General features: G+C 64.7%; 3 protein-coding genes. 2 read left to right on the top strand and 1 reads right to left on the bottom strand.

Features of this window, described 5'->3' with window-relative positions:
• Window positions 1-69 precede the first annotated feature (69 nt).
• Window positions 70-3,306, bottom strand: coding sequence for a glycoside hydrolase family 3 N-terminal domain-containing protein (locus tag FKZ61_RS12685; protein ID WP_141610490.1), 3,237 nt, complete (start codon window positions 3,304-3,306; stop codon window positions 70-72).
• A gap of 187 nt (window positions 3,307-3,493) precedes the next feature.
• On the opposite strand from FKZ61_RS12685, the gene lepB reads away from it, so the two are divergent.
• Together lepB and FKZ61_RS12695 are read left to right on the top strand one after the other, a co-directional pair.
• On the top strand, window positions 3,494-4,222 hold the full coding sequence (gene lepB, locus FKZ61_RS12690) for a signal peptidase I (RefSeq protein ID WP_141610491.1): 729 nt from the start codon (window positions 3,494-3,496) through the stop codon (window positions 4,220-4,222).
• Entirely contained in the window at window positions 4,219-5,994 is a 1,776-nt protein-coding gene (locus tag FKZ61_RS12695) for an AI-2E family transporter (RefSeq protein WP_141610492.1), read from the top strand. The genes lepB and FKZ61_RS12695 overlap by 4 nt, the downstream gene beginning before the upstream one ends.
• Window positions 5,995-6,386: the final 392 nt, after the last annotated feature.

The following is a 6,386-nucleotide window of genomic DNA, read 5'->3' on the forward strand; positions in this document are numbered from 1 at the left end:
TTGTGGCGTGAGCATCCTCCCATGCGGCGCCGTCCCTGAGGTTACCCGGATTACGCAGATTGGGGCCGACTACGGTTCCATACGAAGCTGGAGCCAGACCAGGGGGAAGAGCATGGCGATGAAGACGACCACGCCCGCGCCCCAGATGCGCAGGCTGGACTGAAGCCACTGGGAGCCCGGCAACCACCCCAGCCCGTACAAAATATAGGCGGCCAGGCCGAAGATGACCGCCCACAACATGCTGTGCACCAGGATCGCCCGGGGCAGGACCCGCACCTCCACGATGAGGAGCAGGCTCAAGGTGGCTGCGATGGTCAACAGGGCGATGATCAGGGAGGGGATGCGGTTTTCGGGCAGATTTTCGGCTCCCCCTGGGGTATTCTCTACCAGGGCGGCCACCTGCGCCGGGCCGGTCATGGCCGTGGTGCTGGTCATGTCGGCGGCTGCCGAGGCGGCGGAGGCGTTCTCCGCGGCCGAGCCGTTGCCAGTTTCAGCCAGGGCGGTCCCCTGGACGTTCAGGGTGATGGCCTGCCCGGTGGTAGCCTGCCCGGCCTGGGCCGCCACCCGCAGCATGCCGCTGCGTTCCAGGAGCACATCGCGGATGGCAATGCCGTTGCGGGTCATGGCAGGTTCAATGGGCAAGGCCAGCTCTTCCCCTTCGTAGATCAACTGGAAATTCACCCGGGTGCCGTCGGGCACCACCTTCCCGTTCAGGTCGTAGACGGGCCCCACCTGAATGCGGAGCATGGTCCCCACGTCAACCGTTGGGGGAGGCTCGTCGGTGTCAATCGTCTGGAGGCTGGCGATTTCCGTTTCGTCTACCAGGAGGTGCAGGTCAATGGGGCGGTTGGGGTCAGGCCGTAGCCGGTCGGCCAGGTTGCTGAAGCGGGTCCCCGGGACACCCACCGGCGGTGCGCCGCCCGGGGTGAACGAGCGAAAGAGGGCACGCACGGCTGCTTCCAGGAATGGCTGGGTTTTGCTGTAGAGGCCGTAGTAGACGTTGAGTTTGCCGATCTCGGTGGTGTCCAGGAAGTAGGGGGCGTGGAAGGAGAGGACCACCACCTGTTTGTTGGCCAGTTGCTCCCCATGGAGGCGCAAAAAGCGCTTGACGATGTTGCTGTTGGGATATTGCTCTGGCACCACGTCCAGCATGGCGAAGATGAGCCAGGTGGCCTGCTGGATTTGCAGCCGGGTCTTCTCGTTTTTGTCCAGCAGCTCCTCATCCGTGGTGCTGGCCTGCTCTCCGGTCGTTCCGGCCACTTCTCCTTCCGCGGGAGGAGGCGCACCAGCGGCCGGGGAAGCTTCTGCTGGGGGGGTAGAAGTAGAAGGGGTAGAAGTAGAAGATGGGTCCTTTGCAGGAGGGTGGGCCGCTGCCGCTTCCTCGGTATCCAACAGCTGGGCCAGGTCCGAGAAGGTGAGGCTGGTGACCTGCTCCTCCTGGATCTGGCCGGTTCCCCCAGGCCCATAGAGGCGTAGCATAATCTGGGCCAGCTCATCCGGGTTGATGGCCGTCTCCGCCACACACCCGGGGCACTCCTGGACCAGGCGGCTGTCGGTGAAGATCAGCAGATGGTCGCCAGGCTGGATCATGGGCGGCGCCAGGTCGGCCGCGTTGGCCGGGTCTGGATAGAGGAGGGTGACCGCTTCCCGCGCCACCTGGCCGACCACGGCCAGGGCATTGGCCCGCTGCTCCCCCCCCAGGACCGACAAATCGTCGGCCTGGACGAGCACGTTGTTCAGCGCCAGGGTGGCGGTGATGGGCGGGATGGGCAAAAGGGTGGGGGCGGTGGTGGGGACGGGTGCGGTGTAGAGCCGCAGCTTCAGCCGAAGGATGCGCCGCACGGCTGCATCCACCTGGGCAGCGAAGTCCGGATCGTTGATGTACCGTTCCTGGAAGAAGGCGATGGTCTCCTTGATGTTGGCCTTCTCGTTCTCCCAGCGGTCGTCCAGGCTGAATCGGTCCAGGAGCAAAATGTCGTGGCCGGCGGAGAAGGCTTCCATGGCGATGCGCCGGTAGGGGAATTCATCCAGGTTGGGGCTGTAGTAGCGCCGGATCGCCGGTATGCCCAGGGCGTTGCTGACCAGCAGGCCGCCTTGACCGCGCCAGGTGCCCATCCCCTCCATCTCCAGCACCTGGGTGAGATCGGGCGTCAGGCTGATGGGCGTGCTGCGGCCTGGGGTGTTGCCCTGGAAGCCGGTGTAGCGCATGTGGCTGGACATGAGTCCATCGGTGGCGCCGGGGTCACCGGCCAGGCGCAGGATGGAAGAGGCCCGGCGGGTGACAGTCTGGAAGGGGGGCAACGCCATCTGTTCCAGTTCCTGCTGGCTTTTTTGGACGATGGCCACTTCGTCGTCGGGCAGGCGGTCGGCGCTGCCCGCGCCAGGGAAGTGGCGGGCAATGGTGGCCACCCGTCCCTGTCCCCCCTGGTGGACGCCGGTGATGTAGGCCCGGCCGATCTGGCTTACCCAGTAGGGATCGCCGCCGAAGGATTGGAGCCCCAGGCTACCCACCCGGTCGGCCCGGGGGGCCTCGATCACGTCCAGGTTGGGGCCCAGGAGAAGGTTGACGCCCACGGCGCGCAGTTCCCGGCCCACAATCTCCCCCACCTGGCGGGCCAGGGTCTGATTCCAGGTGGCGCCCAGGGCCATGGCGCTGGGCAGGGGGGTAAAGCCCCGGCGCAGGGCGGTGGACGGCAGGTCGTCGCCGGCCTGCTCCACGGCCACAAAGAGAGGAATGTTCAGGGGGGGCGCGCCGGTCATCTGTTCCATGGAAATCATGCCAGGGGGCGGCCAGGGCTCATCTGGGATGGGTTGGAGGGCCCGCTCCTCCGGCAACAGGAGCCCATAGGCCAATGCCTGGAGCCGATTGATCAGGCTGGCCACCTGGCGCGGGGTATCGACGCCCTTCTCGTTGCTGAAGTTGCCGTTCTCCGGACTTAGCAGGACGCCGCCCACCCGGTAGCCGTAGATGAGCTCAGCGATGTCGCTGTCGAAGCTGATGTCGTTGCCTTCGAAGGAGATGAGAAAGAGCTGGCCGACCCGATCGGCGACGGTCATGGAGGCCAGAAGTGCGTCGATCTGGGCCTCCAGGGCCTGCTCTGCCGCCAGGGTCGGGTCCGCGGTGGGCGTGACCTGGGGCGTCGCCTGCCCGGGTGTGGACTCGTCGCCGGTCGGTCCATTGCTGTCCTGGCTTTGGGCATGCACCGGGGGGATGGATGCCAGCAGCAGGGCTACGACCAGCAGAAGCTGCAGGACTGCATGTATGGAACGTGGATGGGTGAAGATCTGTGTACGATAATTGATCATAGGCCGTATGGGGACAGTATAACGTCCGTAGGATCCAGCGTCAAGCGGGGCGGCGTCCCCATTCTGGGGCCATGCATCCTTTTGTCCTTGGGTAGACCATTTGGATAAACGTCTTTTCGCCGTTATACTTGAGGATAATTTTGGATCATGTTCAAGGTGATGTTTGCACGGGTGATCCTACGAAGCCATGAACGATTTTTTGCCCTCCCCCTCGGATCCACACTTCGACCCGGAACGTCCTGGGGTTGACCCTGGGCGCCAGCGCTCCTACCCTTTCAGCCAACAGAGTCCGGGTCAACCCGATGAGAGCGATCCCACCATCCCGGCGGATTCCCCGTGGAGGATCCGGGAGGCCGCTGCCGACCGGGAAGCCCTGGCGGCTTCAGCGCCGGTCCCACCCTGGCGGCTCCTCCTGCGGGAAACGCTTCAGGTGATCTTGCCGGCCCTGGCGCTGGCCCTGGTGGTCCACCTGTTCTTCGCCCAGGCCACCATCGTCTACGGCCAGAGCATGGAGCCCAACCTTTCCGAGCGCCAGCGCCTGATCATCGACAAGTTCAGCTACCATTTTCATCCCCCCCGCCGCAACGACATCGTGGTGATTGACCTGCCGGGCATGGAAGAGATGCTGGTCAAGCGGATCGTAGGCCTGCCCGGGGAGACCATCGAGATCCGCAAAGGGGTGGTCTTTGTCAACGGCGAACCCCTGGCCGAGCCCTTTCCCCATGACCTGGGATACCAGAGCCTGCCGCCCGTGGTCCTGGGGCCCCTGAGCTACTTCGTCCTGGGAGATAACCGGGAAAATAGCAACGACAGCCGCTCCTTTGGGCCGGTGAAGCGGGAATACATTGTGGGCCGGGTCTGGCTGCGCTACTGGCCTCTCAACCAACTGAAATACTTCCCCTCGAATCCTTCATGAGCTCCAGACGCTGGAGTACGCTCACCAAGATCATCGTCATCTCCACGTTGGCCATCCTGGCCATTGTGCTCTTGGTGACCTTCCGAGAAATGATTCCACCCACGGTGGTGGCTTTCCTGTTGGCCTTCATCCTCAGCTATCCGGTCAACTGGATTCAGCGGACCACCGGATGGGCCCGGGGGACCGCGGTGACGGTCATCTACATCATCCTGCTGGCCCTGGTGGCGCTGATGCCTGCTCTCCTCATCCCCCGCTCGGCGGAGCTCTTCCTCTCCCTGCAGGCAGCCCTGGAAGACCTGGTGACCAGCCTGCAGACGGCCTCGGCGGGCCCTTTGCTGGTGTTGGGCAACTATCGTCTCTCCCTGGATACCGTGCTCCAGGAGGCCGGCAACGTCCTGCAGAACGTTCTCATCCTGGCCACCACCAATCCCATGTCCATCGCCCGGGGGGTAACGGCCGGGGTGCTGACAGTGGTGTACGTGCTGGTCTTGAATTTCTGGCTGCTGAAGGATCTGCACAAGCTTCAGCGCCTGATCTACGAGCAGATCCCGGCCGACTACCAGGAGGACGTCCGCCGGCTGGCCCAGTCGTTGGGGGAAGTCTGGCATGCCTTCCTGCGGGGGCAGCTGGTGCTGGGGCTGGTGGTGGGGCTGATGACCTGGATCGCGCTGGCCATTGTGGGGATGCCCAACGCCGGTGGCCTGGCGTTGCTGGCCGGCGTCATGGAGTTCCTGCCCACCATCGGGCCGGGCATCAGCGGCACCATCGGCACTGCGGTGGCCCTCTTTTCCGGTTCGACCTGGATGCCCGTGGGCAACATCACCTTTGCCCTGGTGGTCATGGCCATCTACATCGTCATCACCCAGATCGAGAGCGTCTACCTGATCCCCCGGCTGGTGGGGGGGCGGGTCCAGCTCCACCCGGCCGTGACCTTCGTGGGCATCATCAACGGCGCCATGGTCTTTGGCGTGTTGGGTGTGTTGCTGGCCACGCCCACCATCGCCAGTGCCCGCATCCTCCTTTCCTACGTCTACCGCAAGTTGCTGGACCTGGAACCCTTTGAGCCCATCCAGCCCCTGCAGCCCGGGGTCCGCATTCCCGGCCTGATTGCCGGCCGCAAGATCGAGGCCGTCATCTTCGACCTGGACGGCACCCTGGCGCCGCTGGATTGGCGGGCCTGCCACTGGGCAGCCCAACACCTGACCTGGCTGGACCGGCTGGTGCCACCGGTACGGCGGAGCTACCTGGCCCGCCGCGCCATGATCCTCCTGGAAGGGTTCATCAATTTTCTCATCAACCAGCTGCGCCACCTCAACCTGCAACAGGACCTGGCCCGCCTCTCCCCACTGCTGGACAGCCTGCGGGGCTATCCACCGGCGGCCGACCTGCGGCCCTTTCCCGGTGTGGCCGAGACCCTGGCCCAGCTCGCCACCCATTACCGGCTGGTCCTGGTTTCTACCCGCAGCCGGCAGGAAATTGAGCAGTTCCTGAACCAGGGCGATCTGGACCCGAATCTGTTCCAACTGGTGATCGGCCGGGAAGATGTGCGGAACCTGTTGCCCCACAGCGAAGCCCTGTTGGCCGCCGCCCAACATCTGCAGCTGGAGCCCGATCAGATCCTGGTGGTCAGCGATACCGACATCAACCTCCGTTCGGCACGGGCCGCCCAGATGGCCACGGCAGGGGTTCTGTGTGGCCTGGGCGAAGCCCAGGATCTGGCGGAGGCGGACCTGGTCCTCTCCTCGCTCCTGGAACTGACCGAGTGGCTCTAACCGCTTCCGGTTCCCTCCCCGCCCGCCTGGCGTTCCAATCTCCTTGTCGTCCCCCTGCCGAATCGTCCACAAAGTGGGCAGAAGGGAAGCCTGCTTGCTATCTGGTGCTCGAGAAAAGCATAGACTGGATCCGGAGCAGATTGCAGCGTTCGATTCCTTGTCCAGTCTGGCGTACGTACCACGGCAGAAATTCCGAGTGCCCTCTGGGCGCACTCCCTCTGGTGGATACGATCGGCGAAGCCGCGGGCCAGAGGCCCGATCGGTTAAGCCGCGGGCCAGAGGCCCGATCGGTTAAGCCGCGGGCCAGAGGCCCGATCGGTTAAGCCGCGGGCCAGAGGCCCGATCGGTTAAGCCGCGGGCCAGAGGCCCGATCGGTTAAGCCGCGGGCCAGA

It is taken from the genome of Litorilinea aerophila (assembly GCF_006569185.2).
Taxonomy (GTDB): domain Bacteria; phylum Chloroflexota; class Anaerolineae; order Caldilineales; family Caldilineaceae; genus Litorilinea; species Litorilinea aerophila.

Bases quoted from the DNA above. Each gene is read 5' to 3' on its own strand.
- FKZ61_RS12685 (WP_141610490.1), bottom strand. From the start codon at position 3,306: ATGATCAATTATCGTACACAGATCTTCACCCATCCACGTTCCATACAT.
- FKZ61_RS12695 (WP_141610492.1), top strand. From the start codon at position 4,219: ATGAGCTCCAGACGCTGGAGTACGCTCACCAAGATCATCGTCATCTCC.
- lepB (WP_141610491.1), top strand. From the start codon at position 3,494: ATGAACGATTTTTTGCCCTCCCCCTCGGATCCACACTTCGACCCGGAA.